Annotated in this window: 16 protein-coding genes; 10 read left to right on the top strand and 6 right to left on the bottom strand. The window is 73.9% G+C overall.

All coding sequences use genetic code 11. The features are described from left to right. Positions 1-51 precede the first annotated feature (51 nt). Positions 52-816, top strand: coding sequence for a trans-aconitate 2-methyltransferase (locus ACTEI_RS27075; protein WP_122980236.1), 765 nt, complete (start codon positions 52-54; stop codon positions 814-816). A gap of 40 nt (positions 817-856) precedes the next feature. Next, positions 857-1,879 (top strand): adenosine deaminase, encoded by a 1,023-nt coding sequence (locus ACTEI_RS27070; RefSeq protein WP_122980235.1) that lies wholly within the window; start codon positions 857-859, stop codon positions 1,877-1,879. Here ACTEI_RS27070 and ACTEI_RS37415 read toward each other — a convergent pair. The 4 genes from ACTEI_RS37415 to ACTEI_RS27055 form a co-directional block, all read right to left on the bottom strand. Continuing rightward, on the bottom strand, positions 1,870-2,016 hold the full coding sequence (locus ACTEI_RS37415; RefSeq protein ID WP_164466128.1) for a hypothetical protein: 147 nt from the start codon (positions 2,014-2,016) through the stop codon (positions 1,870-1,872). The genes ACTEI_RS27070 and ACTEI_RS37415 overlap by 10 nt on opposite strands. Before the next feature lie 26 nt (positions 2,017-2,042). Further along, positions 2,043-4,217 carry an RICIN domain-containing protein gene (locus ACTEI_RS27065; RefSeq protein ID WP_239082353.1) on the bottom strand — a complete coding sequence of 725 codons (2,175 nt, stop codon included), beginning with the start codon at positions 4,215-4,217 and terminating at the stop codon, positions 2,043-2,045. A 345-nt stretch (positions 4,218-4,562) separates the two neighbouring features. Then, positions 4,563-5,975, bottom strand: a complete 1,413-nt coding sequence (locus ACTEI_RS27060; protein WP_187645941.1) for a HAMP domain-containing sensor histidine kinase — start codon at positions 5,973-5,975, stop codon at positions 4,563-4,565. 2 nt (positions 5,976-5,977) lie between these two features. Next, positions 5,978-6,667, bottom strand: a complete 690-nt coding sequence (locus ACTEI_RS27055) for a response regulator transcription factor (RefSeq protein ID WP_092555028.1) — start codon at positions 6,665-6,667, stop codon at positions 5,978-5,980. A gap of 96 nt (positions 6,668-6,763) precedes the next feature. On the opposite strand from ACTEI_RS27055, the gene ACTEI_RS27050 reads away from it, so the two are divergent. The 4 genes from ACTEI_RS27050 to ACTEI_RS27035 all read left to right on the top strand — a co-directional run bounded on the left by ACTEI_RS27050 (position 6,764) and on the right by ACTEI_RS27035 (position 12,527). After that, entirely contained in the window at positions 6,764-7,714 is a 951-nt protein-coding gene (locus tag ACTEI_RS27050; RefSeq protein WP_122980234.1) for an ADP-ribosylglycohydrolase family protein, read from the top strand. A gap of 117 nt (positions 7,715-7,831) precedes the next feature. After that, positions 7,832-9,829, top strand: coding sequence for a threonine--tRNA ligase (gene thrS, locus ACTEI_RS27045; protein ID WP_187645942.1), 1,998 nt, complete (start codon positions 7,832-7,834; stop codon positions 9,827-9,829). A gap of 79 nt (positions 9,830-9,908) precedes the next feature. Further along, positions 9,909-11,987, top strand: coding sequence for a GGDEF domain-containing protein (locus tag ACTEI_RS27040; RefSeq protein ID WP_122980232.1), 2,079 nt, complete (start codon positions 9,909-9,911; stop codon positions 11,985-11,987). A gap of 63 nt (positions 11,988-12,050) precedes the next feature. Then, positions 12,051-12,527 carry an HIT family protein gene (locus tag ACTEI_RS27035; RefSeq protein ID WP_122980231.1) on the top strand — a complete coding sequence of 159 codons (477 nt, stop codon included), beginning with the start codon at positions 12,051-12,053 and terminating at the stop codon, positions 12,525-12,527. Positions 12,528-12,620: 93 nt separating this feature from the next. On the opposite strand, the gene ACTEI_RS27030 is transcribed toward ACTEI_RS27035, so the two are convergent. Beyond that, positions 12,621-14,780 carry an elongation factor G-like protein EF-G2 gene (locus ACTEI_RS27030; protein WP_122980230.1) on the bottom strand — a complete coding sequence of 720 codons (2,160 nt, stop codon included), beginning with the start codon at positions 14,778-14,780 and terminating at the stop codon, positions 12,621-12,623. Positions 14,781-14,955: 175 nt separating this feature from the next. Between ACTEI_RS27030 and pgsA the strand changes: the two genes are divergently transcribed. Genes pgsA through ACTEI_RS27010 form a run of 4 tightly spaced genes read left to right on the top strand, consistent with a single transcriptional unit; the run spans position 14,956 to position 18,178 of the window. Continuing rightward, positions 14,956-15,576 (top strand): phosphatidylinositol phosphate synthase, encoded by a 621-nt coding sequence (pgsA, locus tag ACTEI_RS27025; protein WP_122980229.1) that lies wholly within the window; start codon positions 14,956-14,958, stop codon positions 15,574-15,576. Then, on the top strand, positions 15,573-16,439 hold the full coding sequence (locus ACTEI_RS27020; RefSeq protein ID WP_122980228.1) for a phosphatidylinositol mannoside acyltransferase: 867 nt from the start codon (positions 15,573-15,575) through the stop codon (positions 16,437-16,439). Before pgsA ends, ACTEI_RS27020 begins: the two co-directional genes overlap by 4 nt. Before the next feature lie 10 nt (positions 16,440-16,449). Further along, positions 16,450-17,586 (top strand): glycosyltransferase family 4 protein, encoded by a 1,137-nt coding sequence (locus ACTEI_RS27015; RefSeq protein ID WP_122980227.1) that lies wholly within the window; start codon positions 16,450-16,452, stop codon positions 17,584-17,586. 43 nt (positions 17,587-17,629) lie between these two features. Then, positions 17,630-18,178 (top strand): hypothetical protein, encoded by a 549-nt coding sequence (locus tag ACTEI_RS27010; RefSeq protein ID WP_122980226.1) that lies wholly within the window; start codon positions 17,630-17,632, stop codon positions 18,176-18,178. Positions 18,179-18,275: 97 nt separating this feature from the next. Here ACTEI_RS27010 and pdxS read toward each other — a convergent pair whose 3' ends face one another. After that, the gene (pdxS, locus tag ACTEI_RS27005; RefSeq protein ID WP_122980225.1) at positions 18,276-19,172 is read right to left on the bottom strand and encodes a pyridoxal 5'-phosphate synthase lyase subunit PdxS; all 897 of its coding nucleotides are present in this window, start codon (positions 19,170-19,172) and stop codon (positions 18,276-18,278) included. Positions 19,173-19,410 lie beyond the last annotated feature (238 nt).

Here is a 19,410-nt window from a genome sequence, read left to right as displayed (position 1 = left end):
CCCGGCTGTTAGGTTCAAACAATACGTACGTACGGTTTTACTGGAGGCGCCATGTGGGACCCGGCCGTCTACCGCCGCTTCGGCGACCAGCGCTCCCGACCGTTCCTCGACCTCGTCGCCCGGATCGGGGCGAGGGCGCCGCGGGCGGTCGTCGACCTGGGCTGCGGTCCCGGCGAGCTGACCCGCACGCTCGCCGAGCGCTGGCCCGGCGCCCGGGTGACCGGCCTGGACTCGTCCCCCGAGATGATCGCCAAGGCGGCCGCCGCCCCCGGCCCGGTCGCGTACCGGCTCGGCGACATCGCCGACTGGCGGCCCGGCCCGGACACCGACGTGGTGGTCAGCAACGCCGCCCTGCAGTGGGTGCCCGGCCACCGGGAGATGCTCACCCGCTGGGCCGCCGAGCTGCCGGCCGGGGCCTGGCTCGCCCTGCAGGTGCCGGGCAACTTCGCCGCCGCCTCGCACCGCCTGCTGCGGGCCACCGCCGAGCGGCACGGCGCCGCCCACGTGCTGCGCGAGTCCCCGGTCGACGACCCGGCCGGGTACGCCGCACCCCTGGTCGACGCCGGCGCCGAGGTGGACGCGTGGGAGACCACCTACCTGCACCTGCTGCCGGTCGGCGACCCCGACCACCCGGTGCTGCGCTGGCTGGAGGGCACCGCGCTGCGGCCGGTCCGCGCCGTGCTGGACGCGGGCGCCTGGGCGGCGTTCCGGGCCGAGCTGGCCGGCCGGCTCGCCGAGGCGTATCCCGAGCGACACGGCCGGGTCGCGTTCCCGTTCCGCCGTATCTTCGTGGTGGCGCGCACCGCCACCGCATAGCTGCGGGGTGGCGGCGCCGACCGAGAAACAAGGAGAGATCTTGACGGACCTGACGACCTTCATCGCGGGCTTGCCCAAGGCGGAGCTCCACGTGCACCACGTGGGCTCGGCCTCCCCCCGGATCGTGGCCGAGCTGGCCGCCCGGCACGAGGGCAGCTCGCCGGTCCCGGCCGACCCCGAGGCGCTCACGGAGTACTTCGCGTTCCGCGACTTCGCGCACTTCATCGAGGTCTACCTCAGCGTGGTCGACCTGATCCGGGACGCCGAGGACGTCCGCCTGCTGACCTACGAGATCGCCCGGGAGCTGAGCCGCCAGCGGGTGCGCTACGCCGAGCTGACCGTCACGCCGTACTCGAGCGTGCGCCGCGGCATCCCGGCCCCGGCGTTCTGCGAGGCGATCGAGGACGCCCGCAGCGGCGCCCGCCGGGACTTCGGGCTCGACCTCGCCTGGTGCTTCGACATCCCCGGCGAGGCCGGGCTGGCCTCGGCCGAGGAGACGCTGCGGATCGCGCTGGAGGAGCGGCCCGACGGGTTGATCAGTTTCGGACTGGGCGGTCCGGAGATCGGGGTGCCGCGGCCGCAGTTCAAGCCGTACTTCGACCGGGCCCGCGCGGCCGGGCTGCACAGCGTGCCGCACGCCGGCGAGACCACCGGACCGGAGACGATCTGGGACGCGATCCACCACCTGGGCGCCGAGCGGATCGGGCACGGCATCGCGGCCGCCCAGGACGAGCGGCTGATGGCGTACCTGGCCGAGCACCAGATCCCGCTGGAGGTGTGCCCCACCTCCAACCTGCGCACCCGCGCGGTCGCCGACCTGGCCGGGCACCCGATCGGCCGGCTGGTCGCGGCCGGGGTGCCGGTCAGCGTGAACTCCGACGACCCGCCGATGTTCGGCACCACCCTGGAGCACGAGTACGCGGTCGCCGCCCGCCTGCTCGGCCTGGACGCCGCCGGGGTGGCCGAGCTGGCCCGCAGCGCGGTGCGGCACAGCTTCCGCTCCGCCGACGGCAAGGCCGCCCTGCTCGCCGAGATCGACGACTACGCGCGGAACTACGGGTAGAGCGGCTCCTGCAGGCAGGCCAGCATCACCAGCGTGCCGACGGTGAGGATGGCCAGCCAGCGCACCACCCTGCGCCGGGGGAACCGGGCCGGATCCTCCCCCGGCTCGGTGTCCGGCTTGCTCAGCACATCAGGCATCGCGTCTCTCCCTCCACATGACCAGGTCAGCTCGGTATCGCGGTCCAGCTCTGGTGACGCTGCCCGGTGTCCGGCTGCAGCGCCAGCACCCGGTGCCAGCCGAACCGTTGGCCGCCGGCCCCGATCGTCAGATCGCCACTCTCGCTGCGCAGGGTGAATCCGTAGGCCGAGGCCTGCAGGCGCCACCGGACGCCACCGCTCGCGCAGTCGCCCTGCACCAGCGGCGCGCCGGCCACCGGGGTGCCGCCCAGCGGCCTCAGGCACTTGCCGCTGGCCCGGGAGACCAGCGTGTACCCGCCGGTCGCGTCCGCCGGGACGAGCTTCCACTGCTGCTGGTTGCCACCGTCGGCCGGGCCCAGCGTGGCCGGCGTGCCGTCGGCGGCACGGGCCGCGTACAGGTCGGCGGCCCCGCCGGTGAGCGCATTGGTCAGCACGAACCACGAGTTCTGCACCGGGCGCGCGGCCGGTGCGGTCCGCGCCGCGCCGGTCGCGTGGTAGCCGAGCGTCGCGCTGCGGATCTCCACCCGGTAGGTGGCGTCCGGCCGCAGCCCGATCAGCCGCGCCCGGGTGGCCTTCGTGCTGGCCACCGGCTTGCCGTCGACGGACACCTGGTACCTGGCGTCCGGCGACGCGGCGCTCCAGGTCAGCCCGACCGACAGGCTGGTCGCGTCGCGGATCTCCAGCACGGCCTGGACGCCCTCGCCGCCGGCCGTCGGCTGCGACGCGCCGGTGTCCTGGTCACCCGAGCCCGGCCCGGGCCCGGGAGCCGGTGCCCCGGTGCCCGCACGCGGCTGGAAGGCGGCCGGCTCGGCCTCGATCGGCGCTCCCGGGTCGATGCTCACCCCGGGCAGCGGCTCGGCCGGGGCCGAGACGCTCGGCTCGGCGCTGGGGCCGGCCGGGACCTCGGCACCCTCGGCGCCGGTGGTCGGCGCCGCGCCGGCCGCGCTGGGCGACGGGTCCGGGCGGACCGGTGCGGTGGCGGCCGGCGGCGCCGACTCGGTCGGGTCGGGCCGGACCGCGCCGGGCACGTCCGGGATGTCGTCGCCGCCGTCGGAGCGCAGCAGGAAGTCGCTCAGCGCGACGTTCCAGTTCTCGTCCAGGTAGCTGCCCGGCTTCGGGTCGGTGTTGAAGTAGTCGTCGTGGCCGCAGTCCAGCCGCACCTCGTGCGTCTTCGGGCAGGACTGCCGGGCCGCCCGGCCGGACCGGTCAGCGCCGCAGAGCAGGTCGTAGTCGTCCAGGCAGCCGCCCGCGCCGGTGCTGTTCGGCGCGCCGTTGAGCACCGCGCCCAGCGAGCGGGTCAGCTCGCGGGCGGCCATCGCCGAGCCCCAGCACCCGGCGTCCACCCGGGCGTACGACGGGCCGCCGTTGTTGCGGTTGGTCCGGCCCGGGCGCTTGTCGTCGACGTACGTGGCGATCCCGCAGTACACGTTCGCGTCGGCGAACATCAGGTACTTGCGGTCGGTGCGGTTGTAACCCAGGTTGCCCAGCGCCTTGACCGTCGCGGCGAACGAGTCCAGCGACCCGGGCGGCAGCTCCACCTCGGAGACCGCCACCGTGCACTCCGGAGTCGTCACGTACCGCACGTGCCGGGAACCGCCGGTCTCGCCCGCGCTCGCGTCGAAGATCGCGTCGACCCCGCCGGCCCAGGTGCGGAACGAGTTGACGAACCGGTTGTACCGGGTGGCCGTGCCGGCCGCGTACAGGTAGACCACCTGCACCCGCTTGCCGCTCTGCCCGTCGCCCGCGCAGGCCACCCCGTTCGCGCCGAGGACGAAGTCGGCGTTGCCGGGGGCCGGGTCCGGGATCAGTGCCGGCGCGTCCGGGGTGAGCGCGCTGCCGCCCAGGTCGCGGGCGATCTCGGCGTCCGGCGGGACCACGGCCGGCTGCTCCACGCGCACCGTGCCGGGCAGCCGGGTGGCGGCGGTGACCGGGGTGACATCCCGGCGCACGGACAGGCCGGTGGGCGCGCGGTCCGGGCCGTGCGTGCAGGTCTCGTCGAAGAGCACGTACGACCCGGCGCACAGCGCGTCGGCCGCCGCCGGTTTCAGCCCCTCATAGACCAGTCCCTGGTCGGGGGCGTCCTTGGGCAGCGCGGTGAGCTCGAGGTCGCCCGGGTCGTGCGGGGACGAGGCGCCGATCACGCTGGGACCGACCACCCCGCCGACCCCGAGCAGCGCCAGGCCGAGAGCCACCGGAAGCATCCGGCTGGTGACGGAGCGTGTCGGCTGTCGCTGCTCAGCTCCGGCGCGGCGCCGCCCGGCGGGCGACCCGCGAAACGCTGACCGGCGATGCGCGGGCAAAGCGTCTCCTCGTCGAGCTGGTACGCGGTGGGAGGGGACCATGGGGTGCCCGCCCCCCACCGCGCCGGGGCTCCGCCGGCCGCGGCGATGGGGACGAGCCGCGGTGCGCGGACCGGGGAGCCGGATGGGATCGGAGGGAACACTGCCAGGCCGCAAGAGCCAGGGGAACACTCTTAAAGCAGATCTAAGCAACTCTTGTTCCGTCTGGGGGAGTAGTCCGTCAAGGGTCTTGTGGTCGGCCGGCGATCAGCCTTGCTGCCCGCGGCGGCGGGCGGACTCCCGGTCCCGGTTCAGCCGCCCGCGGCCGACCAGGCCGAACCGGCTGGGCGTCTTCGGCGTCGCCTCGGCGTCGGCGATCAGCATCACCACGCTGGCCCCGCCCATCGCGGCCTTGTCCAGGCTGACCGATCCGCCGGTGGACTGCGTCATCCGGCGGGCGATGTCCAGGCCCAGCCCGGTCGAGCCCTGCTGGCTCTGCCCGCGGCGCAGCGCCTTCTCCGGGTCGCCGATGCCCGGCCCGGCGTCGTCGACCCGCAGCGCCACCCAGCCGTCGCGCCGGGAGAGCGCCACCTCGAACGCGGTGCCCTGCGGGGTGTACCGGAAGACGTTGCCGAGCACCGCGTCCAGCGCGGCGGCCAGCTCCGCGCGGGCCACCGGCACCGGGACGCGCAGGTGCGCGCCGACCACGCGGTACCGCCGGTTCTGGTCGCCGGCCAGCGCCGACCAGAACCGCATGCGTTCCCGGACCACCTCGCTGGCGTCGCACAGGCCCTCCTCCGGGGCGGCCGCCACCTGCGCGGCCACCGCCTGCCGGGTGGTGTTGATCAGCTGGTTGACCTCGTCCTCGAGGGTGGCGATGGCCTGCCGGATACGCCGGATGCCGCGCCGGCGGTCCACCTCGTCCGCGGTCAGGTCGATGATCTGGGTGTCGTCCGGGTCGAGCGCCTCGGCGTCCAGGCGCAGCGCGGTCAGCGGGGTACGCAGCCGGTGCGACAGGTCGGCGACCAGCTCCCGCTCGTCGGTGCGGGAGGTGACCAGGCGGTCCGCCATCCGGTTGAAGGCGTACCCGGCCTCGGCCAGCTCGCGCGGCCCGGACGGCTGGATGCGCACGTCCAGGTCGCCGTCACCGACCGCGAGGGCCGCCGCGACCAGATTGTTGGCCGAGTCCACGGTGTGCCGGGCGAGCCGGTCCACCACGATCACCGAGCCGCCGACGAGCACGATGGCCGCGCCGATCAGCAGCCACCAGTCCCGGGCGGTGTCCGCGCCGAGCGCGGCGTCCGGCACGAACGCCTCGATCACGTACGTCCGGCCGGACGCGCCGACCGGCTGCAGCCGGACCACGCCGCCGGGCACGTCCACGATGCTCGCCTCGGCCTTCGTGGCGGCCAGGTCGATCTGCGCGGGGCTGACCCGGGCGCCGTCACCGGGCGCCAGACCGGCGGTGTGCACCACCGGGCCACCGGCCGAGGCGACCGCCGCGGCCACGCCCCTCTGTCCGGCGCCGGCCACCAGCGCGCCGGTCACCGTGGCGGTCCGGCGCGCGGCGTCGGCCAGGGCCCGGTCCCGGTGGTCCGAGCGCAGCCCCCAGCCCAGCAGGAGCAGGAAGGGCAGCGCGGCGGCAGCGGTGGTGGCGGCGGTGGTGTACGCCAGCCGCAACCTCAGTCCGGTGCCACCAACCGGAAGCCGACCCCCCGCACGGTGCGCAGGAAGCGGGGCTTCGCCGCGGACTCGCCCAGTTTCCGGCGCAGCCAGTACAAATGCACGTCGATGGTCTGGTCCTCGCCGACCGACGGCTGTCGCCATACCTCCTCCAACAGCTCACGACGGGAAACCACTCGGCCCGGACGGGCGGCGAGGTACGCCAGCAGGTCGAACTCCTTGCGGGTCAGCGCCAGCGGCTGGTCGCCCAGGGTGGCGCTGCGCTCGCCCACGTCCACCCGCAGCTCGCCCACCTCGTGCACGGCCGGCTGGGCGGCCCGGCTGGCCCGGCCCACCCGGCGCAGCACGGTGGCGATCCGGGCGTCCAGGTGGGCGCCGGTGAACGGCTTGACCATGTAGTCGTCGGCGCCGGCGCGCAGCAGGCGCACGACGGTCTGCTCGTCGTCCCGGGCGGTGGCGATGATGATCGGCACGTCGGTGATGCCGCGCAGCATCCGCAGCGCGTCCGAGCCGTCCAGGTCGGGCAGTCCGAGATCGAGCACGACCAGGTCGGGAGTCTCCGCGGCGACCCGCCGCAGCGCCTCCAGCGCGGTGCCGACGGCGTGCACGGCGTGCCCCCGGTCGGCGAGCGAACGGAGCATGGCGCCACGCACGACATGGTCGTCCTCGACGAGCAACACCGTGGCCATGCGAAGACCGTACCGGCCCCGGCGGGCAGAACCTAAAGGGTGATGGAGCGAGATGCTTTGATGACAATCAGTGATGGAATACGATCCGAAGCACCGATGTCCTTCACCCTCTTTCCCCGTACGCGGCTCGCGTTGGCGCTGGAGAGCCTGGCCGGCCTCAGCGTCGGTGACGCGCTCGGAGCCCGCTACCTGGTGCCCGGCAACCGCCCGTCCGACCTGCTGGACGCCCGGGTGCCGGACCCGCCCTGGCCGTGGACCGACGACACCGAGCAGGCCTGCTGCCTGGTCGCCACGCTGCGCGACGGCGACTTCGACCGGGACGCGTTCGCCGAGACGCTCGGCCGCCGCTTCGACCCCGCCCGGGGGTACGGCCGGGGCGCGGTGGTGATGCTCCGCGAGATCCGGGCCGGGCTGCCGTGGCCGATCGCCGCCGCCGCATCCTTCGACGGGCAGGGCTCGTGCGGCAACGGGGCGGCCATGCGGGCCGCGCCGCTGGGCGCCTGGCACGCCGATTCGCTCGCCCGCGCGGCGGTCCAGGCGGCGCGGGCCGCGGAGGTGACCCACGCGCACCCGGAGGGCATCGCCGGCGCGGTCGCGGTGACCGTGGCCGCGGCGGTCGCGACCGCCGCCCGCCTGGACGGGCACCGGCCGGGCCCGGGGCAGCTGCTGCGCGCGGCCGCGGCGCACACCGCGCCGAGCGTGGTCCGCGACGCCCTGGGCGAGGCGGCCGGTCTGGGCCGGCTGACCGGCGCGGCCGAGGCGGCGCACCGGCTGGGCAACGGGAGCCGGGCGACCGCCCAGGACACCGTGCCGTTCGCGCTCTGGGCCGCCGACCGGCACCTGGACGACTATCCGGCGGCGGTGGCGGCGTGCGTGGTGGCCGGCGGGGACGTGGACACCACGGCGGCGATCACCGGGGGCGTCGTGGCGGCGTACACCGGAATCGGCGGGATCCCCGGTGACTGGCTCACGCACCGTGAGCCGCTGCCCTCCTGGCTGACCGCCGCGGTCGGTCCCGAGGACGCCGGAGGCGGCCGGGGACACTGAGCCGGACCGGGACCGCGAGGCGAGGTCGCGCGCCGCGCGAAACCGCCCCGAACCCGGCGGATAGCATCGGTGACGGCCCGGAGGAGCCGGGCCGTCACCTTCTGAATGGAGATCACCGTGTCTGCACCCCGTACACCCGCCGTGGCCGACCCACTAGTCGTCCCGGCCGGGACTACGGCGGCCGACGCGGTGGCCGCCGCCGGGCTCCCGGCGCACGGGCCGAAGGCGGTCGTCGTGGTCCGCGAGGCCGACGGCCGGCTGCGTGACCTGCACTGGGCTCCGGCCGCCGACACCGAGGTCACCCCGGTCACGATCGACTCCCCGGACGGGCTGAACGTGCTGCGCCACTCCACCGCGCACGTGCTGGCCCAGGCCGTGCAGGACGTCTTCCCGGAGGCCAAGCTGGGCATCGGCCCGCCGATCCGGGACGGTTTCTACTACGACTTCGACGTCGAGAAGCCGTTCCAGCCGGAGGACCTGACGAAGCTCGAGAAGCGGATGCAGGAGATCGTCAAGGCCGGGCAGACCTTCCGCCGCCGGGAGTACGCCTCGCTCGACGAGGCCAAGGCGGAGCTGGCGAACGAGCCGTACAAGCTGGAGCTCGTCGACATCAAGGGGGACGTGGACGAGGAGGCCGCCGCGGTCGGCGCCGGCGAGCTGACCCACTACGACAACCTGAACGCCGACGGCGAGCGGGTCTGGGGCGACCTGTGCCGCGGTCCGCACCTGCCGTCGACCCGGCTCATCCCGGCGTTCAAGCTGATGCGCTCGGCCGCCGCCTACTGGCGCGGTTCGGAGAAGAACCCGCAGCTGCAGCGGGTCTACGGGACGGCGTGGCCGTCGCGGGACGAGCTCAAGGCGTACCTGACCCGGCTGGCCGAGGCCGAGCGCCGCGACCACCGCAAGCTGGGCACCGAACTGGACCTGTTCTCCTTCCCGGACGAGATCGGCTCCGGTCTCGTGGTCTTCCACCCGAAGGGTGGGGTGATCAAGCGGGAGATGGAGGACTACGTCCGGGCCCGCCACATCGAGGAGGGCTTCCAGTACGTCGGCAGCCCGCACATCACCAAGGAAGGGCTGTTCCACACGTCGGGACACCTGCCCTACTACAAGGACACCATGTTCCCCCCGATGGAGCTGGAGGGGGCGAACTACTACCTCAAGGCGATGAACTGCCCGATGCACAACCTGATCTTCAGGTCGCGCGGGCGGTCCTACCGCGAGCTGCCGATGCGGCTGTTCGAGTTCGGCACGGTGTACCGCTACGAGAAGTCCGGCGTGGTGCACGGCCTGACCCGGGTGCGCGGCCTGACCCAGGACGACTCGCACTCCTACGTCACCGCCGAGCAGGCCCCGGCCGAGATCAAGCACCTGCTGAACTTCGTCCGCTCGCTGCTCGACGACTTCGGCCTGGACGACTACTACCTGGAGTTGTCGACCAGGGACCCGCAGAGCGACAAGTTCATCGGCACCGACGAGCAGTGGGAGACCGCCACCAGGGTCCTCTCCGAGGTGGCGCAGGAGTCGGGGCTGGAGCTGGTCCTCGACCCGGGCGGCGCGGCGTTCTACGGCCCGAAGATCAGCGTCCAGGCCCGGGACGCGATCGGCCGGACCTGGCAGATGTCCACCATCCAGTACGACTTCAACATGCCGTCCCGGTTCGGCCTGGAGTACCAGGCGGCGGACGGGTCCCGGCAGGAGCCCGTGATGATCCACTCGGCGAAGTTCGGCTCGATCGAGCGGTTCTTCGGCGTGCTGGTCGAGCACTACGCGGGCGCGTTCCCGGCCTGGCTGGCCCCGGTGCAGGTGGTGGGCATCCCGATCCGGGACGACCACGCCGGGTACCTGGAGGAGTTCGTCGCCCGGCTGCGCAGGGAGGGCATCCGCGCCGAGGTGGACCACTCCACCGACCGGATGCAGAAGAAGATCCGTACCGCGCAGCAGCAGAAGATCCCGTTCATGGCGATCGCCGGTGACGACGACGTGAACGGCGGCACCGTGTCGTTCCGGTACCGGGACGGCTCGCAGCGCAACGGCGTCTCGCTGGACGAGGCGGTGGCGCACGTGGTCGAGGTGGTCCGCTCCCGGGTCAACACCGGGCCGTCGGCCGCCTGAAGCCTCAACTCCGGCTCCCGCCGGCCGACATGACGGCGGACGAGCCTCCGCACGACGCGGCGGCGGGAGCGGAGTACCCATGCAGTTCCGGACGGCCGGACGCGGGCTGACCGCCGGCGGGGCGGCGCGCCCGCACGGCGGCGGGCGCTGGACGTGGATACCGCGCGCCGGCTACGCGGTGGCCGCCCTCTGGTTCGTGCTGCACCTGACCGGCGTCGGCGGGTGGGGTTTCCAGCTCACCGGCTACCGGCTCTACGCCCCGGTGCTCGCCGCGATCCCGGCCTGGCTGTGCTGGCGGGCCGCCCGCCGGACCCACCTGACCGGCGCCCGCCGGTACGCCGTGCTGACCGCGCTGGCCTGGACCGTGACCGCGGCCACCGGCGGGTGGGCGCTGGCCTGGATGCTGGTGACCGGCAGCCTGGCGTACCCGTCGCCGAGTCCGGCGGTGCCGCTCGGCGACCTGACCGCGATGCTGCTGGTGCTGGCCGGGCTGCTGACCGTGCCGATCCGCACGCGCTGGTCGGCGAGCAGCGCGCGGCTGGCGATGGACGTGGCCATCGTGCAGGTCGCCGGGATGCTCTTCGCCTGGTACTTCCTGATCCACCCGCGGATGCTCGGGCACGGCGGATTCGTCCCGGCGTTGGTGCTGATCAAGACCTGCGGGTTGCTGGTCGTGCTGTTCGCGATCGCCCGCCTGGTGCTGGGCGGCCCGGTCGAGGTGAGCCGGCGGTCGCTGCTGTGGTCCGGCCTGGCCGCCTGCTGCAGCGTGGTCGTCTCGATCTGCCAGCGGCTGCTCGGCGAGGGCTCCCAGCACTGGACGCTGGCGGTGTGGGCGCTGTTCACCGCGCTGATCATCGCGGCCGGGGCGGCGCAGATGCGCGCGGTGGCCGGCGCCGAGGTCGCCGAGCAGGCGGTGGCGCAGCGGCCGTCCAGCCTGGTGCCGTACCTGGCGATCGCCGCGGCCTGCGCGCTGCTGATCGGCGCCCTGCTGGGCGGGCTGTCGGCGCGCTCCTGGCCGGTGGTCGGCGGCTCGATCCTGCTCACCGGGCTGGTCGTGGTACGCCAGGTGATCGGCCTGCGGGACAACAACCGCCTGCTGGTCCGGGTGGACGCCAGTGTGCGCGCGCTGCGCCAGGCGGTGGCCCGCGAGCAGATCCTCAACGACCTGGGCACCAGCCTGCTCACCACCAACGACCCGGCGCAGGTGCAGCGGCTGGCGGCGGCCGCGGCGGCCGCCCTGGTCGCACCGTGCCCGGGCGCCCGGACGGTGGTCGTCAGCGTCACCCCGGAGGATCCGGACAACTGGACCGTGCTGCACGCGGCCGGCAACGGCGCGGAGACGGTGGCCGGCTTCCGGCTGCCCGGCGAGGCGGTACCGGCCCCGCTGCTGACCCGGCTGTCGAACGGCGAAGTGATCTCCGGGACCACGCTGGCCACGCTCGGGGTGACCGGCCTGGACGCCGTCGGCGAGCGGCCGATCATGCTGCTGCCGCTGCTCAACGGCGCCCGCTTCTTCGGCATCCTGCTGGTGGGCGCGGAGCGGGAGCTGCCCGCGGACGTCGTCAAGGCGCTGCAGACGCTGCGCACCCAGGTGTCGCTGGCGCTCGACAGCGTGGCGCTGACCGCCGAGCTGACCCGGCGGGCGATGCACGACATGCTGACCGGGCTGGGCAACCGGGCGCTGCTCTGGGACCGGCTGACCGCGTCGCTGGCCCGGGCCCGGCGCGCCGACCGGCGGATCGGGGTGCTGCTGCTGGACCTGAACGGGTTCAAGCCGGTGAACGACACGTACGGGCACGACACCGGGGACGAGGTGCTGCGGATCGTGGCGGACCGGCTGCGGACCTGCGTGCGTACCGAGGACACCGTGGCGCGGCTGGGCGGCGACGAGTTCGTCATCCTGGCCGAGGACCTCACCGAGGTGGCCGGGGCACTGGTGATCGCCGACCGGGTGGTGCGGGCGCTGAACGAGCCGATGGTGGTGGACGGGCACGCGCTGCGCACCCCGGCGAGCATCGGGATCGCGCTGTCGCGGCCCGGCCAGGGCGCCGACGACGTGCTGCGCGACGCCGACGCGGCGATGTACGTGGCCAAGCGGGGCGGCACCGGCCGCTACCACGTGCACGTGGACTCCGACGCGGAGACCACCACCGCATAGGATGCGGAGGTGGATGCTACGGGTGAGCCGGACGGCCTGGAACGGCTCTGGACTCCGCACCGGATGACCTACATCACCGGCGAGGAGGCGCCCGAGGGTGGCTACGAGAAGCCGTCCGGATGCCCGTTCTGCCTGGCCCCGGGCGTGCCGGAGCCGGAGAGCCTGGTGGTGGCGCGGGGCCGGCTGGTCTACGCGGTGCTGAACCTCTACCCGTACAACCCGGGTCACCTGATGGTGTGCCCGTACCGGCACGTCGCGGACTACACCGACCTGACCGAACAGGAGACCGCCGAGGTGGCCGCCTTCACCCGGACGGCGATGCGGGTGATCCGCGCGGTGAGCCGGCCGCACGGCTTCAACCTGGGGATGAACCAGGGCTCGGTGGCCGGCGCCGGGATCGCCGCCCACCTGCACCAGCACGTGGTGCCGCGGTGGGGTGGCGACGCGAACTTCATGCCGGTGATCGGCCGCACCAAGGTGTTGCCGCAGCTGCTCGGCGACACCCGGGCCATGCTGGCGAAGGCGTGGCCGTCGGCGTAGTCGCCACGCCGGGCGGCCTCGCGACGTACGGACGCCGGTCGCGGCCGTACGTCGCGAAGCACCTCGCCGTGCGCGAGGCGGCCACCGCCGTCGCTATCGGACCGCGTGCTCCTTCTTCACCGCCTCGGCCAGGTGTGCCGGCATCGGCTCGTGCCGCAGGTACGTCCGGGTGAACGTGCCCGCTCCGGACGACAAGGCGCGCAGCTCGACCGCGTACCGGACCAGCTCGACCGCGGGCACCTCGGCCCGCACCAGGCTGTGCCCGCCCTCGCCCTCGGTGTCCGTGCCCAGCGGCCGGCCCCGCCGGCCGGACAGGTCGCTCATCACCGCGCCGACGTAGGAGTCCGGCACCCGCACCACGACCTCGTCCACCGGCTCCAGCAGCGTCATCTGCCCGGCGGCGGCCGCCTCGCGCAGCGCCAGCGCCCCGGCGGTCTGGAACGCCGCGTCCGAGGAGTCCACGCTGTGCGCCTTGCCGTCGACCAGCGTGACCCGCAGGTCCACCACCGGGTAACCGGCCACGATGCCCTTCTCCAGCTGGGCCCGCACGCCCTTCTCCACCGACGGGATGTAGTTGTGCGGCACGGCCCCGCCGACCACCCGGTCGACGAACTCGAACCCGGCGCCGCGCGGCAGCGGCTCGACCTCGATGTCGCAGATCGCGTACTGGCCGTGGCCGCCGGACTGCTTGACGTGCCGCCCATGCCCCTTGGCCGGGCCGCCGAAGGTCTCCCGCAGCGCCACCTTCACCGGTTCGGTGTCCAGCTCCACCCCGCCGGCGCGGAGCCGCTCCAGCACCACGTCGGCGTGCGACTCGCCCATCGTCCACAGCACCAGCTGATGGGTGTCCGGGTTGCGCTCCAGGCGCAGCGTGGGGTCGCCGGCCACCAGCCGGGCCAGGTTCTTCGCCAGCGCGTCCTCGTCCGAGCGGCTCTTGGCCACCACCGCGATCGGCAGCAGCGGCTCCGGCATCGACCACGGCGCCATCAGCATCGGGTCGTCGCGGCCGGAGAGCGTGTCGCCGGTCTCCGCGCTGCCCGACTTGGTGATCGCGCAGAGGTCGCCGGCGACGCACTGCCCCACCTCGCGCAGCTGCGCGCCCAGTGGCGTGTAGACGTGCGCGACCCGTTCGTCGGCGTCGTGGTCCGGGTGGCCGCGCTCGGCCAGCCCGTGCCCGGAGACGTGCAGCGTCTGGTCCGGGCGCAGGGTGCCGGAGAAGACCCGGACCAGCGAGACCCGGCCGACGTGCCGGTCGACCGTGGTGCGTACCACCTCGGCCACCAGCGGGCCGTTCGGGTCGCAGGTCAGCGGCGGGCGCGGCGAGCCGTCCACGCCGGTGACCACCGGCAGGTCGTGCTCCAGCGGCGACGGGAAGCTCGTGACCAGCCCGTCGAGCAGCGCGTCCAGGCCGACGCCGGTGCCCGCGCAGACCGGGATGACCGGGTAGAAATTGCCCCGGGCGACCGCCTTCTCCAGGTCCGGCACCAGCGCGTCGGTGTCGATCAGCTCACCGCCGATGTACCGGTCCATCAGGGTCTCGTCCTCGCTCTCCGCGATGATCCCCTCGATGAGCTGGTTGCGGTCCTCGGCGATCGGGTTCAGGTGCTCGGGCTCGGCCGCGCCGCTCTGCGGCGGGTACCCCGTCGAGTAGTCCAGCACCCGCAGCGTGACCAGACCGATGAGCCCGGCGACGGACTGGCCGTCGTCGCCCAGCATCGGCTGGTAGACCGGCATCACGTTCTCGCCGAACGCCTCCTGGCAGTCCTGCAGCGCCTGGTCGTAGTCGGCGCGCGGGTGGTCCAGGCGGGTGATCGCCACCGCGCGGGGCATGCCCACCGCGGCGCACTCCTCCCACAGCGCGATCGTCGCCTCGTCCACCCCGTCGACCGCCGAGACCACGAACAGCGCCGCGTCCGCCGCGCGCAGCCCGGCCCGCAGCTCACCGACGAAGTCGGCGTACCCGGGCGTGTCCAACAGGTTGATCTTCACGCCCTGGTGCACCAGCGGCGCGCAGGACAGCGCCACCGAGCGCTGCTGCCGCACGGCCGCCGGGTCGTGGTCGGTGACCGTGGTGCCGTCCGTGACGCTCCCCGCGCGCGGGATCGTGCCGGTGGCCGCCAGCAGCGCTTCCACCAGCGTCGTCTTCCCGGCGCCGGAGTGGCCGACCAACACCACGTTGCGAACTCTGCCGGGCTCTGTCACCACCGGCGCGGCCGCGCCGGCGAGCCCCTTCTCCGAAGTCTTCTGCGCCATGCCGAGCGCTCCCGTCGTTTCCGGTTTGTTACACCGCTGTTCTACAAATCCCACACCCGGGCTGTCCTGGCCGCAAGGACCGATGGACACCCCGCCGCGGCGGATGGTGACGATCCGGCCAACGACGGGGCGAGCCGTACCGTGTCCCGGCGCACGCCGTTATGGTGGGACGGCCATGGCAAAGATCGTCCAAGTTCCGGCCCGTGCCGTCGTCGCGTACGGCGTCAACCCGGCCGCCCGTTTCCTGCTCCGGATCGGCGTCTCGCCCGACGCCGTCACCATCGCCGGCACCGTGGGGGTGCTGATCGGTTCGTACCTCGGTGCGCAAGGTCAGCTCTTCTGGGGCACCGTGATCGTAACCGCCTGCGCGCTGACCGACGTGCTCGACGGCACAATGGCGCGCCTGCGAGGTGGTTCCAGCAGGTTCGGCGCCCTTCTCGACTCCTCGATGGACCGGATCGCCGACGGCGCGGTGTTCGGCGCCGTCGTCTACTACCTGGCCAGCGTGGGCAACCCGTACGGTGGCGTGGTCGCCGCCCTGATCAGCCTGGTCGCCGGCCAGGTGGTGTCGTACGTCAAGGCCCGCGCCCAGTCGCTCGGGCTGAACGCCGACGTGGGTCTCGCGGAACGCCTGGAGCGGCTGCTGATCGTCGGGATCGGCGGCCTGCTCGGCGCCGCCGGCCAGCGGTGGGGCCTGCCCGCCGCGCTCTGGGTGCTCTCCGTGCTCTCCGTGATCACCGTCTGCCAGCGGCTGATCCACGCGCGCCGCACCGAGCCCGGAGCGCCGGTCGCGTGAGGGAACGGCTGACCACGCTCGGCTACACGGCCGGGTGGCGTCTGGTGCGCGCGCTGCCCCTGCCGGTCGCCCGGGCCCTGTTCACCACGGCCGCCGACCGGGCCTGGAAGGCCAACGGCAAGGGCACCCAGCGGCTGCGTCGCAACCTGCGGCAGGTGGCCGGGCCGGACATGCCGGAGACCCTGGTCCGTGACGGCCTGCGCTCGTACGCCCGGTACTGGATGGAGGCGTTCCGGCTGACGTCGCTGACCCCCGAGCAGCACCTGGCCGGCTTCCACATGCGTGCCGACTGCTACGAGGAGATGAAGCGGGTCGTCGCCGAGGGCAACGGCATGGTGCTGGCGCTGCCGCACGTGGCCAACTGGGACGCGGCGGCCGCCTGGGTGGTCGCCAACGGCTGGCAGATGATCACGGTGGCCGAGCGGCTCAAGCCGGAGGCGGTGTACCGCAAGTTCCTGGCGTACCGGGAGAACCTCGGGATGCGGGTGCTGCCGCTGACCGGCGGCGCGCGCGCCCCGCTCGACGTGCTCGCCGAGCATCTTCAGCAGGGCTGGGTGGTGCCGCTGCTGGCCGACCGGGACCTGACCCGCAACGGCGTCGAGGTGGAGTTCTTCGGCGCGCGCACCCGGATGCCCGGCGGCCCGGCGATCCTCGCGCTGCGTACCGGCGCCCCGCTCTACGCCGCCGACCTGTGGTATTCCGGGGACCGGGTGGAGGCGGTGCTGCGCCGGATCACCCCACCCGAGGACGGGCCGCTCGACCAGCGGGTCCGGCGGACCACCCAGATGGTGGCGGACGCCTTCGCGATCGGCATCGCGGACCACCCGCAGGACTGGCACATGCTCCAGAAGCTCTGGCTCTAGGGGGTCGGCCGTGCGGATCGGGATCGTCTCGCCCTACTCGTTCGACGTCCCCGGCGGCGTGCAGAACCACATCATGGACCTGGCCGAGGCGCTGATCGGGCTGGGCCACGACGTCAGCGTGCTGGCGCCCGCGGACGAGGACGCGCAGCTGCCGGAATACCTCGTCCCGGCCGGCCGGGCGGTGCCGCTGCCGTACAACGGCTCGGTGGCCCGGATCGCCTTCGGCCCGGTCTCCACCGCCCGGGTGCGCCGCTGGCTGGCCCGTGGCGAGTTCGACGTGCTGCACGTGCACGAGCCGCTGACGCCCAGCCTGTCGCTGCTGGCGGTGCTCTCCGCGCGCGGCCCGGTGGTGGCCACCTTCCACACCGCGATGACCCGGTCCCGGGCGCTCGCCGCCGCGCAGAACTTCCTGCAACCGGTGATGGAGAAGATCACCGCTCGGATCGCGGTCAGCGAGCTGGCCCGCAAGGTGCAGGTGGAACATCTCGGCGGCGGCGCGGTGGAGATCCCCAACGGGGTGGCGGTGGCGAAGTTCGCCACCGCCACGCCGCTGCCCGGGTGGCCCGGCGAGGGCGGCGCGCTGGGGTTCCTGGGCCGGTTCACCGAGCCGCGCAAGGGGTTCCCCCTGCTGCGTACGGCCTTCGTCGCGCTCGCCGGGCAGCGCCCCGGGCTGCGGCTGCTGGTGGCCGGCCCGGGCGACGCCGACGAGCTGTTCGCGGGCATCCCGGCCGCTCTGCACTCCCGGGTGGAGTTCCTCGGCCTGGTCAGCGAGCCGGACAAGGCGCGGATGCTGCGCAGCGTCGACGTCTACGTGGCGCCGAACACCGGTGGCGAGAGCTTCGGCATGATCCTCACCGAGGCGATGGCGGCCGGCGCCACGATCGCGGCCAGCGACCTGGACGCGTTCCGTCGGGTATTGGACGGTGGCCGGGCCGGCGCGCTGTTCGCCAACGGCGACGCCGCCGCGCTCACCGCGCTGCTCGGCGAGCTGCTCGACGATCCCCGCCGACGGGCTGACCTGGCCTCCTGCGCCCGGACAGCGGTTTCGGCGTTCGACTGGCCGAGTGTGGCCGCCCGGGTTCTCGAGGTCTACACCACGGCGATCGAGGCCACCGACGGGCGGGTCTTCGACGACGACGGGGTCTGACCCGCTCGGGCCAGGTGACGGCCGGACCCGTTCCGGCACTACGATGCCCGGCATGTGGTGGGTGGTGGGTGTCGTCGTGCTGGCCGCGATCTTCTCGGCGTACCTCGGCTGGACCGCCCAGCGGGTCGAGCGGGTGCACGCCCGCGCCCAGTCCGCCGAACGCGCCCTCGACGCGCACCTGCTGCGCCGCGCCGCGGCCGCCGCGGTGGTCGCCGAGCGCAGCGACTCGGCCGAGCTGTACGCCGCGGCCCGGCTCGCGCTGGACGCCGAGCCGGAGGAGCGCGAGTCCGCGGAGAACGACCTGACCCGGCAGCTGCAGGGCATCGAGCTGGACCCGGCCGACCCGGCGGCGCGCACCCTGATCCTCAGCAGCCGGCGGGTGGTGCTGGCCCGGCAGGTGCACACCGACCTGGTCCGCGACGCGCTCACCGCGCGCCGCCGCAAGCTGGTGCGGGTGCTGCGGCTGCCCGGGCGCTATCCCCGGCCGCGGTACTTCGACATCGTCGAGCCGGTCATGCCGGAGCTGCCGCCCGGCCCGGTGCCCGCGCCCAGCGCCCCGCCGGAGACCGCGCTGCCCGCCCGCGCGGTCTGACCGCGGCGGGACCGCCGCGGCGGTCCGGCGCGCGCCACGGCCGCGCGTGACGGCCCGACCCGGTGCAAGGCCGGGCGGCCCGCACCGGGTCGGATCATCACCAGCCGCGTTCGGCCAGGCGGTGCGGCTGCGGGATCTCGTCGACGTTGATGCCGACCATGGCCTCGCCCAGGCCGCGCGACACCTTGGCGATCACGTCCGGGTCGTCGTGGAAGGTGGTGGCCTTGACGATCGCGGAGGCGCGCTGCGCCGGGTTGCCGGACTTGAAGATGCCCGAGCCGACGAACACGCCCTCGGCGCCGAGCTGCATCATCATCGCGGCGTCGGCCGGGGTGGCGATGCCGCCCGCGGTGAACAGCACGACCGGCAGCTTGCCCGCCTCGGCGACCTCCTTGACCAGCTCGAACGGAGCCTGCAGCTCCTTCGCCGCGACGTAAAGCTCGTCCTCCGGCAGGCTCTGCAGCCGGCGGATCTCGCCGCGGATCTTCCGCATGTGCGTGGTGGCGTTCGAGACGTCGCCGGTCCCGGCCTCACCCTTCGAACGGATCATCGCGGCGCCCTCGGTGATCCGGCGCAGCGCCTCGCCCAGGTTGGTCGCGCCGCAGACGAACGGCACGGTGAACTGCCACTTGTCGATGTGGTTGGCGTAGTCGGCCGGGGTCAGCACCTCGGACTCGTCGATGTAGTCGACGCCGAGCGACTGCAGCACCTGGGCCTCGACGAAGTGACCGATCCGGGCCTTGGCCATCACCGGGATGGACACGGCGTTGATGATCCCGTCGATCATGTCGGGGTCCGACATCCGCGACACGCCGCCCTGCGCGCGGATGTCCGCCGGAACCCGCTCCAGCGCCATCACCGCGACGGCGCCCGCGTCCTCGGCGATCTTCGCCTGCTCGGGGGTGACGACGTCCATGATCACGCCGCCCTTGAGCATCTCCGCCATGCCCCGCTTGACGCGCGCGGTTCCGACGGCGGGCTGATTCTCAGACATACGACTCCTCGTGCGGGTTTTCGGTGCGGCGATCCTACGAAGCGCCCGATGGCGCCCTCGATAGCCAATCGACCCCACGGTGGACTGCTTAAGCCCCGCCGTCCCGGAAGGCCCGCGTGGCGCCCCCGGCGCGCGTGGCGCCCCCGGCGCGCGTGGCGCCCCCGGCGCGCGTGGCGCCCCGGCCCGCGGCGCGCCGCCCGGTGTGCGGACACGAAAAAGGGGCCGGCCCCACCGGGCG

It is taken from the genome of Actinoplanes teichomyceticus ATCC 31121 (genome assembly GCF_003711105.1).
Lineage (GTDB): Bacteria > Actinomycetota > Actinomycetes > Mycobacteriales > Micromonosporaceae > Actinoplanes > Actinoplanes teichomyceticus.
Note: the sequence above shows the minus strand (reverse complement) of the source record. Positions and strands in the feature narration are given on the sequence as shown.

Excerpts from the sequence above, each read along its gene's own strand:
- pgsA (WP_122980229.1), top strand. The coding sequence starts at position 14,956 with ATGGCAAAGATCGTCCAAGTTCCGGCCCGTGCCGTCGTCGCGTACGGC.
- ACTEI_RS37415 (WP_164466128.1), bottom strand. The coding sequence starts at position 2,016 with ATGCCTGATGTGCTGAGCAAGCCGGACACCGAGCCGGGGGAGGATCCG.
- pdxS (WP_122980225.1), bottom strand. The coding sequence starts at position 19,172 with ATGTCTGAGAATCAGCCCGCCGTCGGAACCGCGCGCGTCAAGCGGGGC.
- ACTEI_RS27010 (WP_122980226.1), top strand. The coding sequence starts at position 17,630 with ATGCCCGGCATGTGGTGGGTGGTGGGTGTCGTCGTGCTGGCCGCGATC.
- ACTEI_RS27050 (WP_122980234.1), top strand. The coding sequence starts at position 6,764 with ATGTCCTTCACCCTCTTTCCCCGTACGCGGCTCGCGTTGGCGCTGGAG.
- ACTEI_RS27065 (WP_239082353.1), bottom strand. The coding sequence starts at position 4,217 with ATGCTTCCGGTGGCTCTCGGCCTGGCGCTGCTCGGGGTCGGCGGGGTG.
- ACTEI_RS27055 (WP_092555028.1), bottom strand. The coding sequence starts at position 6,667 with ATGGCCACGGTGTTGCTCGTCGAGGACGACCATGTCGTGCGTGGCGCC.
- ACTEI_RS27035 (WP_122980231.1), top strand. The coding sequence starts at position 12,051 with ATGACCTACATCACCGGCGAGGAGGCGCCCGAGGGTGGCTACGAGAAG.
- ACTEI_RS27030 (WP_122980230.1), bottom strand. The coding sequence starts at position 14,780 with ATGGCGCAGAAGACTTCGGAGAAGGGGCTCGCCGGCGCGGCCGCGCCG.
- ACTEI_RS27075 (WP_122980236.1), top strand. The coding sequence starts at position 52 with ATGTGGGACCCGGCCGTCTACCGCCGCTTCGGCGACCAGCGCTCCCGA.
- ACTEI_RS27040 (WP_122980232.1), top strand. The coding sequence starts at position 9,909 with ATGCAGTTCCGGACGGCCGGACGCGGGCTGACCGCCGGCGGGGCGGCG.